Below are 21,547 nucleotides of genomic sequence, written 5' to 3'. Positions count from 1 at the left end.
TATATCCCGTATCAACGCCAACACGTACATGTGAGGGAGAGATTATGGCAACCAACACGGCAAACCCCCTGGCGACGAACTTCGAGCTCGAGTTAGACGGGCCGCTGACGAGCTACTGGCTGGCCCTGCTGCGGGTCATCACGGGCTGGTGGTTCTTCCACGCGGGCGTGACGAAGCTCATCGAGGACGGGCTGGCCTACAGCTACGGACCGATGTACATGCAGGAGATGACGGGGACGGCCCTGGGGCCGATCCCGGTCTGGATGGGGAACAACCTGGCGTGGTTGATCGCGCCCGGCGTTCCGCTGTTCGAGACGCTGATCGGGCTGGCGCTGATGGCGGGCCTGCTGACGCGGCTGGCGTCCATCGGCGGGGTCACCTTCATGACCCTGTTCTGGATCGGCAACGCCGAGTTCGGCCACGGACTGGTCAACAGCGACCTGATGGGGCTGCTGTTGTTCGTGACCGTGCTCGTGCTGGGCGCGGGCCGATACTACGGGCTCGACGCCATCGTCGAGCAGACGAAGCTGGTCAAACGCCACCCGAAACTACGCTACATCCTCGGCTAACGAGGTGACCTACAATGACTGACACCACAACGATCGTCGACCGTATCGCGCTGGGACTGAGCGGTGCCCTGTTCGTGCTGGGCATCGTCGTCATGGGCGTGCTGGAACTGCTGGCGGGCAAACCCTACAGCCCGGCCCCACTGACCAACGACGCCGGTGACGTGATCGCGACGCCGCTGCTCGACCCGACGCTGCGAACCGGGATCGTCATCGCCGCGCTGCTCGTCCTGGCCGTCTGGGGTGCCTACAAGCTCGTCACGCCCATGGCCACCGACGCTGCCGACCGCGCCGAGATGACCGCCGACTGAGCCCTCCTCTTCGTTTCGCTGCCGCCGAACTGATTTCTCGCGAGCGACAGCTACTCTGTCGAGGGCCTGATCGTCTCCAGTACCCAGTCGTCGGGGGTCGCTCGGCGCACTTCGAAGGGATCGAACGCCGCCCGTGGAGCGTCGGCCAGGCGGCCGAGGAAGTTCCCGACCGGCGTCGGGTCCCGGTCACTGACGAGGACGAACGGCTCGCCGCCGTCGAGCGCGGTGAATCGTTTGCGGACTCGCGCTTTCCGGTCGTCCGGCGCGAGGCCGCGGATGTCGACGGCGGTGTCCGGTACGTCGACCTCGTCGGCGGTGTCGATCGCGGCGTCGACCTCGCTGGCGAGGTCGGCCACGGGCGCTGGTACGTCGCCGGGCGTCGGCGTCCCTTGCAGGTCGTGGGTGAAGGGGAGTTCGGCGAGGACGGTCGCATCGAGATCGCCGACTGCTTCCTCTCGGAAGAGGTCGTTCGACTCGCCACAGCAGTCACAGACGTACTCGGCCATGTTGACGACGGTCCCGAGGACGGGCACGTCGTTGTCTCGGAACAGTTCGACGGTGCGGCTCGTGTCGCTGACGCTGGCGTGGAACGGCGTGGTGACGACGACGACGCCGTCGACGGGGACCTCCTGGAGCGTCGTCAGCACCACGTCGCCGGTCCCCGGCGGGAGATCGATCACCAGCACGTCGTCGTTGCGCCACGCGGTGTTCGTAAAGAGGTCGTCCAGCGCGTCGTGGGCCATCGCGCCGCGCCAGGCCAGTGGCGCGCCCGACTCCATCAGGCCGACGCTCATCACGTCCAGTCCGCCGACTGACACGGGGAGGGGATCGCGCTCCTCGCTGGACTGGACCGGCCCGCTCACGTCGAGCAGTTCCGGCACGTTCGGGCCGTGGATGTCGGCGTCGAACAGCGCCACGTCGTCGTCGGCCGCCAGCGCACAGGCGAGGTAGGTCGCCGTCGTCGACTTGCCGACGCCGCCCTTCGCGCTGGCGACGGCGATCACGTGGTCGAACTCGCGGACGCTCGCCCGGTCGTCGCTGGAGGGTGTCGTCCGCTCGACGTGGACGCCTCCGACGCCGGCCACGTCGTCGACGGCGCGTAGCATGGCCTGGACGACCTGGTTCGCCGTGTCGCCGTCCAGCGCGGTCATGTCAGTTTCGATGGTCACGTCGCCGTCGTCGACGACGACGTTCTCGACGAAGCCGGCCTCGAACACGGAGAGGTCGGCCTGTGGGTCGCGCACCGCACGCAACGCCGCTTCGACGCGATCGGTCAGAGTGTCTGTGTTCGTATCTGTCATCTTAGAGATCCGGCATCCTGTTGAGGCGATCCTCGCCGGGCAACAGGCGACTGTCGTTTTCCAGCGCGCCGCCGAACTGGCGGCGGAAGCGACTCGGCTCGACCTCCAGGGCGCGTTCGGCCGTCTGGCGGACCACCGTCGCGGGATCGTCCGTCAGCTCCCGCAGGCGGTCGCGGGCCCGGTCCTCGTCGACGCCGCCGAGCATGTGTGCGGCCCACTCGCGGACGCGCTCGCTGTCGTCGCGGCTCTGTTCGATCAACAGGTCGGCCATCGCCTCGCCTCGGAGCTTGAACAGCGAGATGGCCGCGTTCCGGCGGACGGCGTGGTGGCCGTCGGACACCGCCGCTTCGAGGTCGGACTCGTGGGCGTCGCGGTCGAGGTTGTCGAGCGCCACGACGGCCTCCGAGCGGACCCACGGGTCGGGATCGTCGAGCAGTTCCACCGCGACCGCTGCGGCCGCTTCGCCGGTCTCCGTCCCCGAGCCGGCGTCGGTCCCGTGGGCGGTCAGCGCCTCGACGGCGAACTGGCGCACGTCGTCGTCCGGGTCGTTGGTCGCGGCGTAGGCCAGTCCCGCGACGATCGTCTCGCTCGTCGCCCGGTCTTTCAGCGCGAGCGCGGCCCGCCGTCGGTCGATCGCGCTGTCGGCCTCCAGAGCGGCCAGGAGTTCGCTGGGATCGTCGCCCTCCACCGGCTCGGTGTCGGCGGCCGCCAGCTCGGCCGGCGTCGCCTCGCCGATGGTAACGTCGTCGCGGCTCACTTCGATGTCTTCGAGCGCGTCGATGTCGGCGTGGCGTCCGGGGCTCCGTTCGGGATCGAGCTGGGGGTCCGGCTCCGCTTTGCGGTGTTGCTCGAACTCGTCGTCGGTCATCGCCCCACCTCCAGCGAGAGCAGCGTCGCGATCCCGAGCGCGAACGGGACGGCTCGTGAGAGCGTCGCCGGCACGCCAGCGAAGGCGAGCAACGCGATGCCGGCAAGCAGGGCGAAGCGCCGCTCTCGGAGCGCCGTGCTCGCCGCCGCTACCGCGCCAGCGACGGCCAGCCCGACGACGACCAGCGACGTGCCCACGACGCCGCTGCCGACGAGGGTGGTCGCGCCCGCGACGAACGGATTCGCGAGGCCGACGGCCACCACGACGGCGAACGCACCCGCGCCGACTCCGGCTGTACGCGGGCCAGCACCAGCGTACAGTGGCGTCGCGGCGATCCCGAGCAGTGCGAGCGTCGAACCCAGCGGTCTGAGTTCGGGCCAGCCGAAGCCGGCCGCGAGTCCCACTGCGACGGCCGCGACGAGCAACGCGGTCGCCGCGCCCGTCCAGACGGTGAGTCGACGGCGGAAGCCGACCGCGACGACGCCGGTCCCCGTGGCGACGGCGACGGCAGCGGGCGTGGCGAGGCCGACGGCGGCCGCGAGCAGTCCGAACACGCCGACGAAGAGGAGGCCGACGCCCGCGACGGGGTCGTCCTCGCTCGCGCCGAGCCACAGCGCCGCGAGTGCGGCCAGTCCCGTGGTCGCGCCCGCGATCGGCTCCCGTGGGAGCGTCGCCGGTCCCGCCGGTGCGTTGACGAGGATCGCCGAGACGAACCGCGCGCCGACTGCGAGCGCGACGACGGTGGTCGCGACGATTGTGACCGTTCGCCGACGGGCCGGGACCGTACGCGCGACGGCGGGCCGCTCGATCTCGCTCGCGGTCATGCTCCCTCCAGCCGTGCAGCCAGGTCGTTTCGGTCCGCGCGGACGACTCGCTCCATGAACTGCCCGAGACGGCCGTACACGCCGGTTCCGGGTTCGTCGGCGAGGCGATCGGCGACGCCGGCCGCGAGGTGCCCGAGATGGCGGTCGTGAAAGTCCAGCCGGGCGGCCGCTGCGCTCTCGTCGACGGCGGCCTCCCGGCGGGCGAGAAACGACGCGAACTCCAGCTCGTAGGCCAGCGCGTCGTGGTTGTCTCGATCGTCCTGCTCGATGGCGAGCCCGTAGTAGTCGTAGGCCCGCGCCAGATCGAGGTTCACGTCGTTCCAGGACCGATCCGGCCGGTACTTCGACTCGTACAGCGGCACCGGCGGTCCCCGTGCGTCGAGCGAGCCGTCGGTCCGATCCGTGTACTCGCTGTACCCCAGCTCGAAGATGTCGTTGTATCGGGCCGCCAGGGTCTCGTAGTCGTCGTCGGTCGTACAGTCGGGGGCCGCCACGTCGAGCGTCGTCTGTGCGACACACGCCTCGATGTCGGCGTCGAGCGTCCCCTCGGTGGCGGCCTCGTGGAACGCCTCGTCGGGATGCCGGAAGGCGTGTGCCAGGGTCCGGAACAGCGTCGCTCGGGCCGCCGCGTCCACGTCGAGATCGTCGGGAGAGTCGGTGGTGGTCGCCATCAGCTCTGGCCCCCTCCCGCTCTGTAGACGCCGAACGCGGTGACGGCCGTCACCGCGACGACCGCGAGCCCGGCCAGCGTCCACAGCAGCGTCTGGTAGGGCGGTCCGCCCGGCCCACCGCTCATCGGGAAGTAGTACCACTCGCTGACCGCCTTCTGTCCCGCACGCTCGCCGTTGGAGCCGTTCCAGACCGCGAAGGCGACGTCGAGGTCGCCGTCGTCGCTGATCGCGGTCCGGTTCTCGCTGGTCGCGTCGAGGGGCCGCGAGTAGACGACCGTCCAGGTGGCGTTCTCGCCGGTCCCCTCGTGGGTGGCCGTCGCGTCGATCGCCGGCTCCTCGAACGGCGTCGTCGAGCCGGCACCGCCCGCCAGTAGCTCCTGGGTGCCGGTGTCGCCGGACCAGTACCAGACGTTGACCCTGTTGTCTGGCCCGCCCATCGCGATGGGCGGCCGGGCGCTGCGGTTGGCCGGGAACTGCACGGCGACGGCGTCGGCGAACGCCCGCACGTCGCTGGCGCTCTCGTCTCTGGTCTGGTCGTGCCACTCCAGACGGAGGTAGAGCCGGTCGTCGGTCGTCGCCGCCTGTACGTTCACTTCCTTGATCGTGGTGTCGTCGGCGTTTGGCACGCTCGACGGCGCGCTGGTCAGGGGCACGTCACTGGCGGGCACCGCCGCCCAGCCGTCGGCGTCGGGTCCGTCGAGTGGGCCGTCGGGACCCTCGACGACGGGGATCTCGTGGGCCGGCCGCGCGCTCGCCAGCGGCGTCGCGACCGTCGAGACGACCACCAGCGTCGCCACGAGCGCCGCCGCGGCGAGGGCACGTCGCTGCGCTCCGTCAGTCATCTTCGAACACCTCCAGAGCGAAGCTCTGCCGAGCCTGAGGATTGCTCACTTCGCTACGCATCGTCGACCGCCGAAAGACTCGCTTCGCTCGTCTTTCGAACACCGGGAGAGCGAGCTCTCCCGAGCTCGAAGATGACTGCCGTCGCTTCGCTCTGTCAGTCATCTTCGAACACCTCCAACCGGTACTGTTCGGCCGGATTCTTGTCTTGAAGGATCTCCATGAGTTCGCTGTCAGCGCCCTGTCTCGCCCGCTGGCGCTCTCGTTCGATCGTGTCCAGTGCCTGGTCGACGCGGTCGCCGAACAGCTCTCGCAGGTACTGGCGCGGGATGCGGTCCACGTCGACCGACTCGCCCTCGTCGGTGTGCTGGGGCGGGGCGAACGGCGGGATGTAGTAGACGTTGGGCTGGGTCTGGAACTCCGGATGTAACGGGAGCGCGACCTCGTACTCCTCGACGAGCTTGTAGATGGGTCCGTCTTCGTCGTCGAGAAAGCCCACCAGCCGGAGCTGCGGGGGACACTCCTCGGCGCAGGCGGGCGCGAACGTCTCGCCGTCCGGCCCCTCGCCCTCGATACGGGGGTAACAGAAGATGCACTTCTCGGACTTCTTCGAGACGGTGTTGTAGTACACCTTCTTGTAGGGACACCCCTCGACGCAGTAGCGGTAGCCCCGGCAGCGATCCTGGTCGACGAGGACGATGCCGTCCTCCTCGCGCTTGTACAGCGCCGACCGCGGGCAGGCCTCGACACAGGAGGGGTGGGTACAGTGGTTGCAGATCCGCGGGAGGTAGAAGTAGTAGCTGTTGGGGTACTCGCCGGCCCCCTCGTCCTCGTCCCAGTTGGGGCCCCACTCCGCGCCGTCGCGGGGGCGCAGCGGCTCGTCGCTGCCCTCGTACATGATCTCGCTGTGGTTGAACTCCCAGGCCCGGCCGTAGTCCTCGCGGTCGGGGATCTCGCCGGTCTGGCGCTCGGAGTGTTCCTCGGACTGCCAGCCGCCGCCGGAGTCCTCCCAGCCTCGCGGGTACCCTTCGCCGGGCTTGGTCTCGACGTTGTTCCAGTACATGTACTCGCTGCCCCCGTCCTCCGTCCAGAGGCTCTTGCAGGCGATCGTACACGTCTGGCAGCCGATGCACTTGTTGAGGTCCATCACCATCGCGACCTGGTGGTCGACGCCGTCGGCGACCTCGATGTGAGTGTCCTCGTCTCCGTCCTGGGTGTTCGAGCTCATTGGCTGTCACCTCCCGCCGGGCGAACGTCCACGTTCACGTCGCTGTTGACGCCCGTCGGCCCCCAGTAGTTCGGGAAGAAATAGAGGTGTTCCCCGGTGTCCTCGGGGTACTGGACCAGCTGCGTGGGCTTCATGTACATCGGGACGAGCGTGTTGAAGTTGTCTCGGCCCGGATACTGGAACTTCTCCCACGAGAAGAAGTGCCGGACCGTGCCGGGGTCACTGGACGGGTAGATCTTGGCCTGTACCTCGACGCTGCCCATGTCGTTGTACACCTCGACGGTGTCGCCGTCCTCGATCCCGCGCTCGCTCGCGTCCTCGGGGTTGAGGAAGACCGTCGGTTCGCCCCGCTGGAGCCGGAGCATCTTCGTGTTCTCGCGCCACGTCGAGTGGATCGACCAGCGGCTGTGGGGCGTGTTGTAGGAGAGGGGGTAGTCGCCGCCGGTGTCCTGTGGCCCCTCCTTGTGGGTGGGCAGCTCCTCGCCGAGTTCGAGGAACCAGTCGTGGTCGACGTAGTACTGCTGGCGGCCGGTGAAGGTGGGCCAGGGCTGTTTGTCCCGAACGTAGTCCTGCCAGGGGACGTATGGCTCCCCGTCTTCGATGTCGGAGGTCCAGTGGTCTCCCGCCGCTTCGAGACGCTGGGGCTGCTCGACGGTGTCGGCGAACGTGATCTGCTCGTCGCTGTCCGCGGGGTTCGACTCCTCGCTGTGTTCGAGGACGAACTCCGAGGCCGCGCGGCCGTCTTCGAGCGCACCCTCCTCGTCGGTCTCCCAGTCGCGCACGTAGTCGTCGTAGATCGTCGTCAGGTCGATCTCGCGGTCGAAAGATCGGTCCGCGACCGGTTCGACTCCCCGTTCCTGGGCTCGTTCCTGAATCTTCTCGGCCAGCAGGCGGAAGATCTCCCAGTCTGGCTTGGCCTCGCCCAGCGGCTCGACGGCGGGCGTGAACGGGTGCACGTACGTGTGCATGTCCGTCATGTTCAGGTCGTGCTTCTCGTAGTGGCTCGCCGCCGGCAGGACGATGTCGGAGTACATCGCCGTCGAGTCCATCCGGAAGTTGATGTCGACGACGAGGTCGAGTTTCGGCCAGAGCTGTTCCTCGACGGCGACGTTGCCCTTGGCCTGGTTGAAGTAGTTGCCACGCCAGACGAACATCGTCGAGGGGTCCGGCCGGGACCCGTCCTCGCGCTCCTCTGGGTACACCGGCATCCAGCCCTCGTCGATGGACTCGCGGATCTTCTCGGCGGTGTCGGGATCGGTGTTGTCGAGGATGCCGGCGTGGAAGTAGGTCCACAGCGTCGTCGGCACGCCCCGCACGCTGCCGGTCGGGAAGGAGAGTGCCTTCCAGCCGTGGAACGTCCAGATCTTCTCCTGACCGACGTAGTGATCCAGCCCGGTGCCGGGTTCGCCGAGGTTCCCGGTCAGGGTCACGAGCAGCTGGATCGCCCGGTTCCCCAGGTCGTTGTGGTACCAGTCGTTGACGCCCTTGCCGTGGATGATCTTGGCCGCGTCGGCGTCTGCGAACTCGCGGGCGACGCGCTGGTAGGTGTTCTCGCCGACGCCGGTCTCCTCGTGGACGAACTCGGGCGTGTACTGGGACAGTTCCTCGCGGAGATTCTCCCAGACCGACCGGACCGCCACCTCGCCGTCGTCGGTCTCGACGCTTCGCTCGACGCCCAGCTGCGGATCGAAGTCGAGTTCGATGCTCGCCTCGGGGTCGTGCTGGCCGTCGCGTTCACCGAGCGAGCCGGGGGCGCGGCGGAGCTTCCCGTCCTCGTCGACCATCACGAACACCTTGTCGGGATCGTCGGCGTCCGCCGCGAGACCGACCTCGCCAGCCCGGAGGAACTTCCCGGTGTCTTCTCGCACGAGCAGCGGCATGTCGGTCTGTTCTTTGAGGTGGGCCTCGTCGTACAGCTCCTCGTCGACGATCGTCTGGGCCATCCCGAGCGCGAGGGCCGTGTCGGTGCCGCCCTCCGGCGCGAGCCACTCGTCGGTGTGGATCGCGGTCTGGGAGTAGTCGGTGAAGATCCCGACACGTTTCGCCCCCTCGTAGCCGGCGTCGAGAAAGTACTTCGCGTCGGGGATGCGGGTGACGTTGATGTTCGATCCCCAGGCGATGATGTAGTCCGCGTTGTGCCAGTCGGCGGACTCGGCGTTGTCCGTCTGGGTCCCCCACGTGATCGGCTGGCCCGGTGGCAGGTCGGAGTACCAGTCGTAGAAGCTGTGGGAGACGCCGCCGAGCAGGTTCACGAGGCGACTGCCCGACGCGAACGAGACCGGGCTCATCGCCGGGATCGGGGTGAACCCGGAGATGGCGTCGTACCGACCCGCCTGCACTTCGTCGATGACGTGATCGGCGATCTCGGTCAGTGCCTCGTCCCAGGAGATGCGTTCCCACTGGCCCTCGCCGCGTTCGCCCGTGCGGCGCAGCGGGTGGAGCACGCGCTGGTCGGCGTTGACGTAGTCCGTGTAGCAGGCTCCTTTCTGGCAGCCCCGCGGGTTCGGATCTGGGAGGTCCTCGTCGATCACGGGGTAGTCGCCGGCCTGTTCCTCGCGCCAGACCTGCCCGTCCTTGACGTAGACGTTCCACGAACAGGAGCCGGTGCAGTTGACGCTGTGGGTCGACCGGGCGACAGAGTCCCAGTCCCACTCCTCGCGGTAGAGGTCCTCCCACTCGCGGTAGGGGTACGAGCCGATCGGGTCGTCGACCGCCTGCAGCCCGTCCATCTCCTCGTCGGCGAACGACAGGCCGGTCGCGCCGACGATCGAGGCGGCTCCGAGGCCGCGAACGAAGTCGCGTCGAGTAATTCCGGAGCTGTCCATCCACCGGTCGTCGTCGATGTCGTGTTCACTCATGAGTCAGAAACACCGTAAGCGTCGCACAGAGAGCGCCGACGGCGGCGAGCGCGAACCCGGTCGGCGTCGAGCCGCCGGCTTCGAGGCCCAGCGCGACGAGTCCGAGCCCGAGCAGTTTGCTCGCCGTGTCCAGCAGTCGATACTGTCGCTCCGAGAGGGCGGCGGCGTCAGTCATCGTCGCCACCCCCATCGGCCGCGTCGGACGAACTCGCTGGTCCGCCGTCGGCCGCGACGTCTTCGCCGTCCGACTCCGGGGGCGTCGCGGAATCGCCGTCGCGCAACAGCAGGTACGTGACGATCCCGAACAGCGTCGGCACGACCAACAGTGCGGCCGCGAGGATCGGATTGACGACGCTGGTCGATACGTCGAGCACCTGGTTCGCGAGGATGTTGTTCATCCCCGCGATGGAGGCGATCATGACGAACGCCACCGCCGCGACGCCGACGGCGGTCTGCCAGGGCCGATCGAGCGGGTCGGCGGTGAAGTGAACCTCCGGCGTCCGGTCGACGAACGGCCAGGCCAGGATCGCCGCGAAGACGAGACCGGGCAGCACGATCCCGCCGAGGAACTCGCTGTTGATGTGGATCGGACCGAGGTCGACGGCGATGCCCGGCAGCAGCTTCAGGAAGCCGTAGACCCACATCAGGAACCAGTCCGGCATGATGAGCTCTGGCGTGGCTGCGGGGTCGTTGGGGCCGTACTCGGCGACGTTGTGGACCGGCAGCAGGCCGGCCAGCAGCGACAGCGTCGCGGCCGTCAGGAAGAACACGACCGCCGACACCGCGGCCTGGTTGGGGACCGCCGGGAGCCCGACGATCACGTCGTCGTTCTCCCGGTCGATCGCCTCGCGGCCGGTCTCGACGTCGTCTTCGCGGGGTGCCTCGGTGTGTTTCTGGCGGATCAGGATGAACATGTGCAGGGCCAGTCCGCCCAGGATGAGCAGCGGGATCACGAGCACGTGCAGGAAGTACAGCCGCGGGATCGTCGCGCTCGTGGGGAACTCGCCCCCGAAGATGATCTCCCCGAGGAAGTCACCGATCAACGGCACCGAGACCGTGAGATTGTACCCGATCCCCGTCGCCGTCGCGGCGAACTCGTCGAACGGCAGCGCGTAGCCGGTGTAGGCCGCCCCCATCGCGAGCACCGCCAGCCCGGTGCCGACGACCCAGTTCGGTTCCCGCGGGTTGCGGTAGGCCCCGGTGAAGAACACCCGGAGCATGTGGAGCCCGATCGAGGCCACGAACAGGTGGGCCGCCCAGTGGTGGAGTCGTCGGATGAACATCCCGAACGGGACGGTGTAGGTGATGTGCAGCACCGAGACGAACGCTTCGGGCATCTCCTCGCCCTGGAACTGGGCGACGCTGCCGTCGTACTGGACGGCGCTGGTCGACGGCTCGTAGAAGAACCCGAGGAACACGCCAGTCAGGATCAGGAGGAGGAAACAGAAGACCGCGACCTCCCCCAGCAGGAACGAGTCCTCGGCCGGGAACGCCTTCCCGAGGAACGTCTGGCCGTTCTTCAGGTCGAGTCGGCTGTCGAACCAGTCGTAGACCTGCTTCGCTCGGGACATCATTCACCTCCGGGACCGACGGTCCCTTCGAAGTCTCCGGTCGCGACGAGTTCCCCCTCGCTGGTCATCGTGATCGGGAGCTGTGGCAGCGCACGTCCCGGCGGCCCGTCGGTCACTGCGGCACCCGACAGCGGATCGAACTTCCCGAAGTGACACGGGCAGACGAGCGTGTTCCCCTCTCGGTTCGAGACCATACAGCCCGCGTGCGTACAGACCTTCGAGTAGGCGGCGTAGCCGTCGACGGTGAAGGCCATGTTCGTGTCGCCGCCGTAGTCGTCCTCCGAGAAGCGCACCAGCAGCGTCGGAGCGTCCTCGATTCCCGGTCGCGGCTCGGGAAACACCGTCATCTGCTCGCCGGCCGACAGTGTGCTCTCGGTGACTCGCTCGCCGTCTCCGTCGACGAGGTTGATCCCGTCTGAGTAGATCGGGCCGCTGTATCCGCGCTCGAACACCTGCGTCAGGCCGGCAAGCGGCGCGGCGAGGCTCGCGACGGCGGTCAATCCGCCGGTCGTCGCGAGGACCTTCGCGAAGTCGCGCCGCTGGAGCTGTGCGCGGTCGTCGGTGAAGATGCTCGGCTGGCTCGCGCTCCCAGCACACGGACACTGTTCGTCGTCTCCGTCGTCGTCCGGTTTCGGGTAGTCCATCATTCGTGCCCCCTGTGTTCCGCGACTTCGATGTGTGGCATGAACCAGGCGTAGTAGGCGACCGTCGACAGCGCCAGCGAGAGGAACATCCCGGCGGCGTAGACGCCGAAGTACTGCGTTCGAGCCAGCGTCAGGTACTCGCCGGTAAACAGCGCGGCGAACACGATCGCGAGGACGGTCAGCCCGCCCATCGCGACGAGCCCCTCGATGGCGTCGGTCGCGTCGTGGTACTCGACGATCCAGCGCTCGTCGGTTTCGAGCCACGGCAACGACACCGTCCCGCCGTCCGCGACCGCCTCGGCGTCGTCCGGCGGTCGCACGGCGTCGTTCATGAACCGGTGGACCGCGGTCAGCGCCCCCAGCAGTCCGAACAGTCCGACCCAGACGATCACGCCGACCTGACTGGGCGAGAGCTTGTTCGGCGTGTCGACGAAGCCGTCGAGGGGTCGGATGTCGGTGACACTCTCGTCGATCGCGATCTCCTCCGACGGCGCCTCTCCGTGGAGCGAGACGTACCACATCGGGAGCAACACCGCGGCGATCAACAGGACGATCAGGATCGTGTTGCGCCTCATCGTCCCCTCGCCACTCCTCTCGTGGGTCCGTCCGCCCGACGAACGTGCTGTACACGTGCAGCCGGTGGCTGTGCTAGTCTCTCCTCAGAGCCACCATCAGGCACAGATACTGGGTGTGCAGTGCCACGTCTGTCCATACTCGCGCCTGGGTAGCTGACAAATATAAACCGACACCGCGGTTCCTGTCGCCGAGGAACGAGCGCGAATGTATTCGGCCTGCCTTTTTAACGACTTCTCGTATGGATCGTCGTCGCCGTCACGGTGGGCCGTCGCGGTCGGGGTCGGGTGACGGGTCGTCGGGCGCTCCCTCCTCCATCGCGACCTGCATCTGACCGCTGGTGTCGTCGAAGTACAGATGCGAGTGGGGGTAAGCGATCTCCACGTCGGCGTCTTCCAGCGCGGCCCAGACGTTCGTCTGGACCTTCGAGCGGGTCGCGAGCAGCTTGTAGGGCTCTTTGACCCAGTATCGGAGCGTGAGCTGGACGCCGTGGTCGGCGAAGCTGTTGATGTAACACGTCGGCGGGGCGGGGTATCTGGCCGCGCCGACGCGGATGTCGGGCCCGCCCTCGATGACGGCGTCGACGTTTCGAGCCGACCGTTCGACGATCTGCCTGGCCTCGTCGAGGTCACCCTCGTAGGTCACCGTGATGTCGAGTCGCAGGCGCGTTCGAGGGTCCTCTGCGGAGTAGTTGACCACGTCTCGCTCCCGGATTGTCCCGTTCGGGATGACGATGAACGTGTTGTCGAGAGTGAATATCTTCGTGTATCGGAGCGTGATGTCCTCGACGAAGCCCCGCGTATCGGTGTCGGAGAGTTCGATCATGTCGCCGATCTCGTAGGGCTGGTCCGCGAGCAGGAAGACGCCGCTGACGATCGAACCGACGACCGGTGCGATCACCACACCGACCACGGCAGAGAACACGGCGACCGACAGCGAGATGTCGCTCAGCTTGAGCCCGTAGATGCGGAGGATCGACAGGAGAGCGATCAAGAACACCGCGCCCCGGATTCCCCTGATCGCGGTCCGAGTCAGACTCGGGCGCTGGAACCGCCGCGCGATGCGTCGACCGAACACGAGCACGACGAGCCGTGACGCGAAGTACGCCACCACGAGGACCACGACCACTGCGCCCAGATCTAGGATCCAGTCGGGCACGCCCGGAAACATCCCGTAGGGCACCGGCGATTCGAGCGTCCCGGTCGGCGACGCTGTCGGCGTCGCCGTGGCCGTCCCGCTCTGGCCCCCCGAGACACCACCGGTCGTCATGCTCGTCCAATCCGCGTCTCCGGATAAAAGGGTTGCGTAGCGCCCGACCACGACAGGCGTTATCGCGGTACAACACCGTACTACAGGAACAATTAAACAATTAGCCAACAGGTATTTCACCGTCCACCAGCTAGGCACAGTCGATGACCAGTATCGACTCACGCTGCACTGCAGCGAGTGCAGAGGCACCGCCACCGACGACCGGTCGCCGGAAGTCGTTGCTCTTCTGTCCGACCTGCGAATTCGAGAGTTCCGCCGACGGAAACTGGATTGTCCGCGCCACAGCCGACGAGCGCGAACTCGTCTGTCCCGACTGCCGTTCGACGGTCGCGACGCGGTAGTTCGTCTCGTTTTTCCGGGCGTCTCGTACTGCCGGCTGTCCGTCTGTAACGAATGTTGCGACCCTGTGGTCGCGAATATCTTGCAACAGTGACAGCCGGCAGTATAAAATCGGAGTTCACTGACTGCCACCGGCGACCGTGACCGATCTCGACGCCACGAGTGGTGACGCCCTCGGCGAACAGACGGCCGCCGGTCTCACTCGTCGTATTCTACGACGCGTTCGTCCGTGACGACGCTGTCCAGGAGACGCGTCGGCGTCGCGTCGTAGGCCGGGTTCTCGATCGAGAACCCTTCCGCCGGCTCTCGCATCACCTCCGAGACCGAACGGAACTCGTTTTCGAACGCGAAGCCGCCGTCGATCAGCTTCGACTCCGATCCGACGACGGTCACCGGAACGCCCTGATCGGCGGCGGCCGCCGCGATCGGGTACGTCCCGATGCGGTTGTACAGCGTGTCGTCGACGATGCAGTCCATGCCCACGAGCACGCGGTCACACTCCGAGAGATAGTGGCCGGCGGCGCTGTCGACGATCAGACGCACGTCGACGCCGTCGATCCCCGCCATCGATCGAGCCAGCTTGCGACCGAGATACCGGGGGCGTGCCTCCGTGACGTACACCGTCATGTCGACTTCTCCGTCGGCGGTCTCGATCGCACGCTCGATACTCTCGATCACGGTCGAGGAGTAGTCGTGCGTGAGGATCGTCGCAGTTGGATCGAGGCGGTCGCCACACCGCTTTGCGGCCCGTTCTTTGCCGGCCTCGACCTGCTCGACGACGGCCTGAATCGCGGCGTCGGTCTCGGCTTTCGCGTCCGCGACGGTGTCGAGGTCCGCCCCGGAGACGCGCTCGACGATCGCCTGCTGGGTCGTGTGCAACGACGCGTGCGACGGGTTCGCGCGTCGAAGTGCGCTGCTGTTTCGCTCCAGCGCCCGGACGTACTCCTCGGTGGTCGGGAACTCGCGGTCGGCGAGCGCCGACAGCGCTCTCGCCGCTTTCACGGCGACGACGGAGGAGCTGTGGGTCTGCATCTCGGAAATCTCCTCGACGGTCTCGTCGATCATGCTCGTGGCTCGGACCCCCGCCACCAAGGGCTTTCCCCATCGCCGAACCATATTTAACTGCGGACACACACCATCCACTGACTATGATGTCGATCGGGTCGTCTCTGGACGAGCGAGCGATCTCGGAGAGCACGAGCGTCGCGATTCTGGTCGGCATCACCGTCGTCGTGACCGCCTCGGTCGGACTGAACGTCCTCATCGTAGACAGCCAGGAGACCGGCCCCCCGTCGGCGAACTTCTCCTACGATCACATCGAGCAGAGCAACACGCTCATCGTGACCCACGACCGCGGCGACGAACTCGAAGCCGGAAAGATCCACTTCGTCGGTGCCGACCAGGACACGACCTGGGCGGCAGCGGCGGGGACGAACGAGACGACGACCGTCGGTCCGGGCGACATCGTCCAGCTCAGCGAGAACAACGCCTTCGGCACGCCGGTCACCTCCTCGACGGAGATCGAGGTGCAGTACGTCTACGAGGGCAACCGGACCACGATCGACGAGTGGCCGTCGGAGCAATGACTCTCTCCCGGACCCAACGCTAATCCGTCGACGACACTGCCTCCACGTCGCCCGCTGGCTCCTCGCCGAGCAGTCTGTCCAGCGACAGCGGGCCGCTCCCGAGCGTCACCAGTGCCGACGCCATCCCGAACAGCGTGACGTGTGCCAGCACGGGATCGTCCGGCAGGCCGAACAGCGTCGCCGTAAAGAGCAGGAAGGCGACCCCGGCGCTGGCCCGCGTCAGCAGGCCGACGATCAGTGCGAGCCCGACGGCGGTTTCCAGCACGCCAGCGCCCAGCACCCAGAGACCGGGATCGACCGGGACGACGGCGGTGAGGTCGTACTTCTCGACTACCGCGAGCGACCGCGCCGGGTCACCGAGTTTCTGCGTGACCCCGAGGAAGACGAAGGAGACGCCCAGCCCGACCCGAAGCACCGTCGGGACGTACCGGCGGTAGGGGGCCATCACCTCGTCGAGCCAGACTTTCAGCAGGTGGATCCGGTCGATGCGACCGTAGATCGATCCCTCCGTCGAGGCGATGTCCAGCAGGATGTCGTCGGCGCTGGGGCGACCGCCGCCGAGGACGAACAGCGCGACGAAGCCGGGGACGTACTCCAGTGCCAGCAGCGCGTCGGGACTGACGGCCAGTGCCAGCACGTACAGTCCCATCCCGAGGACGGTCATGATTCGCGTGCCGAGGCCGAAGAGCAGGCAGAACCCGATACCGATCAGTACGACACGCACGAGCGGATTCGCGGCGGGATCGAACGACACCGTCGGTGCGAACAGGTATCCCTGAAAGCCCGCACCGACGAGGGGCAGCCCCAGGCTCAGGCGCAACATCCACGGGATCAGGTCCTCGTAGGTCGCGAGTTTGGCGCGGAGAATCTCGATATCGACGACACGCGGACGGTAGCGCAGGTACAGCGCCAGCCCGACGACGCCGATCGCACCGCTCCCGACGAACAGCGCTGCGTTGACCGGCTCCGCGAGTGTCTCGCGAACGAACGCGATCGCGTCGATCGTATCACCGGTCGGATCGGTCACGTAGTCGACGTGCGCGGCGGCCGGTCGAGCGATGGCTGCGAGCGCGACCAGCGCGAGTGCCACACGGGGGACCTTCGAGAACGTCATACACACTGTTAGGGCCGGCGACGCCTAACCTTGACCCCGACAGTATGATCGAGTCCTGTGGCCCCGGTGTCAAAAACCCGACCGGTAAAATTATACTTTCCTGGGGGCTATTGGAGACAGTGAGCGTCAACGTCGAATCGCGGATCGTCGATCGCGGGAACGACGATCACGTCGATGCCGCCTGGGAGCTCAAAGAGCGGATCCGGGAGCGTGACGGCGTCCTCAGACAGCGACACGGGTTCTTCAGCGACGCCTACCGCCGATCTCGGGTCTACCTCTACGTCGACGGCTCCCGAAACCGCCTCATCGGCTTCGCGGCCGTCCGCAGTGACGGCTACATCCTCTTTCTGGCCGTCGACGAGGAGTACCGCGGCCACGGGTTCGGCAAGCGGCTCATCGCCCGCGTCTCGGAGGACTACGGGAGTGTCACCTGTCACGCGCGTGCGACCAATCAGGCGGCGATCTCGTTCTACGAACACCTCGGGTTCGAGCGCCGACGCGAGATCGACAACTACTACGAGGACGGCGGCGACGCCTACTACCTCAAGCTCGGCGACGCTTCGATCCGCGAGAAGCTCTCGAATCTCCTGCGTGGCTGACACCACCGGCGGACCGAACGCAACTCCTTTGATGGCCGTCCGCAAAGACGTGTTCAGATGGAAGAGCGGACGCAGGCGTACCTCCGGGGACGCTTCGGCGACCACTATCGCCGCAGCGAGTTCACGCCGCCGCCGGACGCCAACGAGCGCGAGTGGGGGTTCATCCCCTGGACCGACGGGCCGGGCGAGACGATGGTCCGACACCGCTCGCTGCTGGATCTGGGCGAGCTGGGGGAGTTCCTCCAGCGCAAGCGGCCCAAACACGTCTACTTCTCCGCGGGCCGGTATCGCGACCCCAGCGCCTCCTCGATGAGCGCCAAGGAGTGGCGGTCGTCCGATCTGGTGTTCGACCTCGACGCCGATCACCTGCCCGCCGTCGAACTCGGCGAAGACAGCTACGCGCAGATGCTCGCAAAGTGCAAGGAAGCGTTGCTCCGGCTGCTCGACTTCCTGGAGAACGACTTCGGCTTCGAGGACCTGACCGTCGTCTTCTCCGGCGGCCGGGGGTATCACGTCCACGTCCGCGACGCGGGCATCCAGCAGCTCGAACGGGACGCGCGCCGCGAGATCGTCGACTACGTCCGCGGGATCGGGCTGGAGTTCGAACAGCTCGTCGACGAGGAGGCGGTGGCCGGAACGGCGGGGCGGTCCTCGCCGGCACAGAAGCGGACGCTCTCGACCGAAGGCGGGTGGAGTCGCCGGGCACACCGCCACGTGATGAGCGTCGTCGACGACCTGCTGGAACGCGACGAGGAGGCGGCGATCGAGCGCCTCAGAGAGTACGAGGGGATCGGCGAGGGGAAGGCGACGGCGGCACTCAGCGCGGCCCGCAAGAACTACGACCAGCTCGCGGCCGGCAACATCGACGTGCATCCGGCCTTCTTCCAGATCGCCAAGCCGCTGATGACCGAGGTCGTCGCGATGGACAACGCGCCGATCGACGAGCCGGTGACGACGGACACGAACCGCCTGATCCGCCTGCCCGGCAGCCTCCACGGCGGCAGCGGTCTCGAAGTACAGCGTATCGAGCGCGACGCCATCGACGACTTCGATCCGCTGGTCGACGCCGTCCCGGAGACCTTCCGCGGCCACGACATCACGATCGAAGTCACTGACGGCGGCCCGGTCGAACTCGGTGGCGACAGCTTTACATTGGAACCGGGCATTGGAACCTATCCAGAGCACGTGGGCGTCTTCGCGATGGCCCGCGGCCGTGCCGAGAAAGGCCCAGAATGAATCTCGACGAACTCCAGTCAGTCCAGTCCCGCGAGCGCCAGACCGACAGCCTCCAGCAGCTGCGGGAGTCGTTCTACGCCGACGCGGGGGAGTTCATCCAGCAGCTCCGCGAGGAGCGCGACAGCGTGGCCGACCGGGCCGACGATCCCTTCGACGCCCCGGAGGTCAACCGCCTGACCGACGACATCAACACCGCCGAGTCGACGGTCGAAGCGATCTACGAGCGCCGCGTCGGCAAGATCGTCAAGATGGCGTCGCTGGCTGCCGCCGACATGCCGGCCGAAGAAGAGGGGCTGACCCGCGAGGAACGGGACCTCTTCGAGACGCTGGTCAGCGCCATCGAGAGCAACCGCGATCACGTCCTCGACGTGCTCGCTGGCGACGTGACGCCCGACGCAGTCGAGGACGCGGGAGTCGACGAGAGCCCCACAGACGGGGTGTCGTCCGAGCCCGACGACGCCGGGGCGGAACCGGAACCCGAGCCGCCCACCGATCCCCCGTCGAGCGACGAGCCGACGACGATCGAAGCGGCCGACCTGATGGGCAGCGACGAGAGCGTCGACCTGCCGCCCGACGCGCCGCCGGACGGACCGCCAGAAGGCGGAGCCAGCCGGGACGACCCGCTGGCCGGCGAGCAATCACCGGCCTCCGACGGCGGTACGGTACCGTCGCCCCCGTCCGACGACGCGGGGACGATCTCGCCGGACGCGCCCGACACCGGCAACGAGCCGGCGACGCCGACGATCGAGCGCGCGACGGTCCGGATCACGGACGAGGTCGGCGAGATCTTCGGGATCGATCAGCGCGAGTACGACCTCTCGACCGACGACGTGGTCACGCTCCCCGAGCAAAACGCCGCGCCGCTGGTCGATCGGGACGCCGCCGAACGCCTCGACTGAGACGGATTTCTGTCGCCGTTTGCCTCGACCGCACGGGTCGTGTAGTCGATTCGGGAACGATCGACGAGAATCCGTACGACTATATCTCCGGTCGCTCGCCCAGCGTGAGATCGACCGTCTCTCGGGACCCTTCACGGAGTACGTCGACGGCGATCGTGTCGCCCGGCGTCGTCTCAAGTGCGAGAAACGAGGAGAGGTGTTGGCGGGACGGAGTCGGGGTCTCGTCCATCGCCACGACCACGTCGCCGCCGACGCCGACTCTGACGCCGTTGACGACGTCTTCGCCGTCCGACGGCTCCAGAATGCCCTCGGCGGGTCCGTCCGTGACGACCTCGTCGATATAGACGCCTTCGGCCGTCTGGAGGTCGTTGGCCTCGACGATCGGCGGCGTCAGATCGGTCAGCCGGACGCCGAGGTACGAGTGGTCGTAGGCCCCGGCGTCGATCAGCGACGGGACGACCCTGCGGGTGAGTGCCGCCGAGATCGCGAAGCCGATGTTGTCGCCTCCGCCGGAGTTGATGACGCCGACGACCGTCCCGTCGAGCGTGACCAGCGGGCCACCGCTGTTGCCCGGATTGACCGCCGCGTCGGTCTGGACGGCGTCGGGGATCGAGAAGCCGTTCGCCGCCGGGAGCGTCCGGTCGACGCCGCTGACGATCCCGGCCGAGACGGAGCCCGAGAGCCCGAAGGGGTTGCCGATGGCGACCACCTCCGTTCCGACGCCGGGGTCGGCCTCGACGAAGGGCAGCGGCGTGGCACTCGCCGGTTTGTCGGTGACCTCGATGACGGCCAGATCGCTGTAGGCGTCGACGGCGACGACGGCGGACTCGATCCAGCCCGACTCGCGGTAGCGGACGTAGATCTCGTCGGCGTCGCCGACGACGTGTTCGTTGGTCACGAGGTAGTCGTCGCTGTAGACGAACGCACTCCCCTGCCCGCCGCGGCTGTTCTCGGTGTACGTACGGACCGTCGCGACGGAGTCGACCACCTGCTCGTAGACGGCGCTGTAGCCGTCGCTGGCCGCTTGCCCTTCGGCACCGGCGGCCGTGTCCAGTGTGGGGGCCTGACAGCCCGCGACGCCGGCACCGACGGCCGCTGCCATCGAACCCAGCACACCACGACGCGTCTGCTGATCGTCCATGGGCGTACTATCGGCGGCGGTGGAATAAACCCACGGCCAGACGACGTTTTACGCTCCGGCCGATTGAGACAACGGCCGACCGGGGCCGCCGCGAGTCTCGGACCTGTCGACGAAACGGACACAAGCTTGAGGTAGCGGTTTACCGTACCCGTAGCCATGTCTGAATCAGGCGGCGAACTCTCGTCGGTCCCGCATCCACCGTTCCTGTTTGCCGGGCTCCGCTGTGCGCTGGAGATGGCGCTCGTCGCGTCGCTGATACTGCTCCTGGGCTTGCCGGCTCGGAACCCCGTCGCGCTCGCGGTCGTGGTCCTGCTGGCGTTTGCCGCCATGGTGGTCGTCCTGTTCTGGTGTCTCAACCAACAGATGGACCGCTGGATCAAACACGCGCGAGGCAAGCCGACGGTGCAATGACGGGATCGCGCCGGGACCATCCGACCAGTCACTAACCTTTTGAACGTCTCTCCAGTAGTAGCCGGCAATGTCGACCAAGCGAGCGCTGGCCCAGCAACTCGGCGTGGTGGCGGGATTCGACGATCCGCGAGCCCCGCTCGAACAGTATCGGACGCCGCCGGAGCTTGCGGCCCACCTGATCCACCTCGCCGACCTCCGGGGGGACATCGAGGATCGCACGATCGTCGACCTAGGCTGTGGGACCGGGATGCTGACGCTGGGCGCGGCGCTGCGCGGCCCCGAGCGAACCGTCGGGCTCGACGTCGATCCGGCACCGCTACGGACCGCTCGGGACAACGAGCGGAAGGTCGCCTCTGCCACGTCGGTCTCCTGGGTCCGTGGCGACGCCGAGAACGCGCCACTGCGCCCGGATCGCGACGGGACGACGGTCGTGATGAACCCGCCGTTCGGTGCCCAGTCGGGCAACGAACACGCCGACCGGGCGTTCCTGGAGACGACGGCCGCGCTGGCGGACGTTTCGTACTCCATCCACAACGAGGGCAGCCAGGAGTTCGTCGGCTCGTTCGCGGCCGACAACGGCGGCACCGTCACCGACTCCTACCAGACGGAGTTCGAGATCCCGCGCCAGTTCGACCACCACGAGGACGAGTCGCGAGCCGTCACCGCGGAAGTGTACCGAATCGACTGGTAGTCGCCGT

General features: G+C 67.4%; 23 protein-coding genes. 8 read left to right on the top strand and 15 right to left on the bottom strand.

Features of this window, described 5'->3' with window-relative positions:
* Positions 1 to 44: 44 nt before the first annotated feature.
* Positions 45 to 569, top strand: coding sequence for a DoxX family protein (locus IL252_RS00795; protein WP_170094513.1), 525 nt, complete (start codon positions 45 to 47; stop codon positions 567 to 569).
* Between the two features lie 14 nt (positions 570 to 583).
* Positions 584 to 877 (top strand): hypothetical protein, encoded by a 294-nt coding sequence (locus IL252_RS00790; protein ID WP_208625900.1) that lies wholly within the window; start codon positions 584 to 586, stop codon positions 875 to 877.
* Between the two features lie 50 nt (positions 878 to 927).
* Here IL252_RS00790 and IL252_RS00785 read toward each other — a convergent pair whose 3' ends face one another.
* The 13 genes from IL252_RS00785 to IL252_RS00725 all read right to left on the bottom strand — a co-directional run bounded on the left by IL252_RS00785 (position 928) and on the right by IL252_RS00725 (position 14,928).
* On the bottom strand, positions 928 to 2,178 hold the full coding sequence (locus tag IL252_RS00785) for a P-loop NTPase (RefSeq protein ID WP_208625897.1): 1,251 nt from the start codon (positions 2,176 to 2,178) through the stop codon (positions 928 to 930).
* Position 2,179: 1 nt separating this feature from the next.
* Positions 2,180 to 3,046 (bottom strand): HEAT repeat domain-containing protein, encoded by an 867-nt coding sequence (locus IL252_RS00780; protein ID WP_208625894.1) that lies wholly within the window; start codon positions 3,044 to 3,046, stop codon positions 2,180 to 2,182.
* Complete coding sequence (locus IL252_RS00775) at positions 3,043 to 3,870, bottom strand: phosphate ABC transporter permease (RefSeq protein ID WP_208625892.1); 828 nt, start codon at positions 3,868 to 3,870, stop codon at positions 3,043 to 3,045. The genes IL252_RS00780 and IL252_RS00775 overlap by 4 nt, the downstream gene beginning before the upstream one ends.
* Complete coding sequence (locus IL252_RS00770; protein ID WP_208625890.1) at positions 3,867 to 4,541, bottom strand: molecular chaperone TorD family protein; 675 nt, start codon at positions 4,539 to 4,541, stop codon at positions 3,867 to 3,869. The genes IL252_RS00775 and IL252_RS00770 overlap by 4 nt, the downstream gene beginning before the upstream one ends.
* On the bottom strand, positions 4,541 to 5,383 hold the full coding sequence (locus IL252_RS00765) for an ethylbenzene dehydrogenase-related protein (protein ID WP_208625887.1): 843 nt from the start codon (positions 5,381 to 5,383) through the stop codon (positions 4,541 to 4,543). Before IL252_RS00765 ends, IL252_RS00770 begins: the two co-directional genes overlap by 1 nt.
* Before the next feature lie 155 nt (positions 5,384 to 5,538).
* Positions 5,539 to 6,609, bottom strand: a complete 1,071-nt coding sequence (locus tag IL252_RS00760) for a 4Fe-4S dicluster domain-containing protein (protein WP_208625885.1) — start codon at positions 6,607 to 6,609, stop codon at positions 5,539 to 5,541.
* Positions 6,606 to 9,467: a molybdopterin-dependent oxidoreductase gene (locus IL252_RS00755; RefSeq protein ID WP_208625884.1), complete on the bottom strand. Its 2,862-nt coding sequence runs from the start codon at positions 9,465 to 9,467 to the stop codon at positions 6,606 to 6,608. The genes IL252_RS00760 and IL252_RS00755 overlap by 4 nt, the downstream gene beginning before the upstream one ends.
* Positions 9,460 to 9,642 carry a hypothetical protein gene (locus tag IL252_RS00750; protein ID WP_170094504.1) on the bottom strand — a complete coding sequence of 61 codons (183 nt, stop codon included), beginning with the start codon at positions 9,640 to 9,642 and terminating at the stop codon, positions 9,460 to 9,462. The genes IL252_RS00755 and IL252_RS00750 overlap by 8 nt, the downstream gene beginning before the upstream one ends.
* Positions 9,635 to 11,038 carry a cytochrome bc complex cytochrome b subunit gene (locus IL252_RS00745; RefSeq protein WP_208625882.1) on the bottom strand — a complete coding sequence of 468 codons (1,404 nt, stop codon included), beginning with the start codon at positions 11,036 to 11,038 and terminating at the stop codon, positions 9,635 to 9,637. The genes IL252_RS00750 and IL252_RS00745 overlap by 8 nt, the downstream gene beginning before the upstream one ends.
* A complete protein-coding gene (locus IL252_RS00740; protein ID WP_153553611.1) occupies positions 11,038 to 11,685 on the bottom strand; it encodes a ubiquinol-cytochrome c reductase iron-sulfur subunit in 648 nt (215 codons plus the stop codon). Before IL252_RS00740 ends, IL252_RS00745 begins: the two co-directional genes overlap by 1 nt.
* Positions 11,682 to 12,257, bottom strand: coding sequence for a hypothetical protein (locus IL252_RS00735; protein WP_208625879.1), 576 nt, complete (start codon positions 12,255 to 12,257; stop codon positions 11,682 to 11,684). The genes IL252_RS00740 and IL252_RS00735 overlap by 4 nt, the downstream gene beginning before the upstream one ends.
* A gap of 256 nt (positions 12,258 to 12,513) precedes the next feature.
* Positions 12,514 to 13,524 (bottom strand): mechanosensitive ion channel family protein, encoded by a 1,011-nt coding sequence (locus IL252_RS00730; RefSeq protein ID WP_208625876.1) that lies wholly within the window; start codon positions 13,522 to 13,524, stop codon positions 12,514 to 12,516.
* 537 nt (positions 13,525 to 14,061) lie between these two features.
* Entirely contained in the window at positions 14,062 to 14,928 is an 867-nt protein-coding gene (locus IL252_RS00725; RefSeq protein WP_208625873.1) for a translation initiation factor eIF-2B, read from the bottom strand.
* A gap of 86 nt (positions 14,929 to 15,014) precedes the next feature.
* On the opposite strand from IL252_RS00725, the gene IL252_RS00720 reads away from it, so the two are divergent.
* Positions 15,015 to 15,449 carry a type IV pilin gene (locus IL252_RS00720; protein ID WP_244256656.1) on the top strand — a complete coding sequence of 145 codons (435 nt, stop codon included), beginning with the start codon at positions 15,015 to 15,017 and terminating at the stop codon, positions 15,447 to 15,449.
* Between the two features lie 19 nt (positions 15,450 to 15,468).
* On the opposite strand, the gene IL252_RS00715 is transcribed toward IL252_RS00720, so the two are convergent.
* Positions 15,469 to 16,563, bottom strand: a complete 1,095-nt coding sequence (locus tag IL252_RS00715; RefSeq protein ID WP_208625868.1) for a DoxX family protein — start codon at positions 16,561 to 16,563, stop codon at positions 15,469 to 15,471.
* Between the two features lie 119 nt (positions 16,564 to 16,682).
* On the opposite strand from IL252_RS00715, the gene IL252_RS00710 reads away from it, so the two are divergent.
* The 3 genes from IL252_RS00710 to IL252_RS00700 are packed head-to-tail and all read left to right on the top strand — an operon-like array spanning position 16,683 to position 19,297.
* Positions 16,683 to 17,162 (top strand): N-acetyltransferase, encoded by a 480-nt coding sequence (locus IL252_RS00710; protein WP_170094498.1) that lies wholly within the window; start codon positions 16,683 to 16,685, stop codon positions 17,160 to 17,162.
* A 57-nt stretch (positions 17,163 to 17,219) separates the two neighbouring features.
* Complete coding sequence (gene priS / locus IL252_RS00705; RefSeq protein WP_208625865.1) at positions 17,220 to 18,398, top strand: DNA primase small subunit PriS; 1,179 nt, start codon at positions 17,220 to 17,222, stop codon at positions 18,396 to 18,398.
* On the top strand, positions 18,395 to 19,297 hold the full coding sequence (locus tag IL252_RS00700) for a DNA replication complex GINS family protein (RefSeq protein ID WP_208625862.1): 903 nt from the start codon (positions 18,395 to 18,397) through the stop codon (positions 19,295 to 19,297). The genes priS and IL252_RS00700 overlap by 4 nt, the downstream gene beginning before the upstream one ends.
* Before the next feature lie 79 nt (positions 19,298 to 19,376).
* On the opposite strand, the gene IL252_RS00695 is transcribed toward IL252_RS00700, so the two are convergent.
* Complete coding sequence (locus IL252_RS00695) at positions 19,377 to 20,438, bottom strand: S1C family serine protease (protein WP_208625859.1); 1,062 nt, start codon at positions 20,436 to 20,438, stop codon at positions 19,377 to 19,379.
* Positions 20,439 to 20,594: 156 nt separating this feature from the next.
* Between IL252_RS00695 and IL252_RS00690 the strand changes: the two genes are divergently transcribed.
* Complete coding sequence (locus IL252_RS00690) at positions 20,595 to 20,849, top strand: hypothetical protein (protein ID WP_208625856.1); 255 nt, start codon at positions 20,595 to 20,597, stop codon at positions 20,847 to 20,849.
* A 67-nt stretch (positions 20,850 to 20,916) separates the two neighbouring features.
* A complete protein-coding gene (locus IL252_RS00685) occupies positions 20,917 to 21,540 on the top strand; it encodes an METTL5 family protein (RefSeq protein ID WP_208625853.1) in 624 nt (207 codons plus the stop codon).
* Positions 21,541 to 21,547: the final 7 nt, after the last annotated feature.

Origin of the sequence: Halomicrobium sp. IBSBa (genome assembly GCF_017612575.1) — an archaeon.
Classification (GTDB): Archaea; Halobacteriota; Halobacteria; order Halobacteriales; family Haloarculaceae; genus Halomicrobium.
Note: the sequence above shows the minus strand (reverse complement) of the source record. Positions and strands in the feature narration are given on the sequence as shown.